The sequence below is a fragment of the Bartonella sp. P0282 genome, assembly GCF_048452985.1.
Classification (GTDB): domain Bacteria; phylum Pseudomonadota; class Alphaproteobacteria; order Rhizobiales; family Rhizobiaceae; genus Bartonella; species Bartonella choladocola.
In genome coordinates this window covers 1-228 of record NZ_WTFO01000022.1, presented here as the reverse complement: position 1 = coordinate 228, position 228 = coordinate 1, and the positions used below count along the sequence as shown (strand labels likewise).

Annotated in this window: 1 protein-coding gene; it reads right to left on the bottom strand. The window is 50.0% G+C overall.

The genetic code is table 11. The features are described 5' to 3' along the window. Positions 1-193: hypothetical protein (locus GQS64_RS11995; protein ID WP_198231769.1), on the bottom strand; the 193-nt coding region annotated here is incomplete at its 3' end. Positions 194-228: the final 35 nt, after the last annotated feature.

Here is a 228-nt window from a genome sequence, read left to right as displayed (position 1 = left end):
TCAAGTTCCCGGCTTTCCCAACTACCGCATTGCCATACTTGTCCTGGGCCTTAAAGGTCAATAGCGAGGTGGCGGTATTGTCTGCGACGATCAAGTGTGGGTTGGCTATGAATGTTGAACGCGCATTACCGTCGCCATCCTTGTCAACAGGATCACCGGCTCCCAATGTCACAGTGTCTGAAAGAGAACCCACGGGCTCGTTATTATATTCCGGTACAATCGTATAAT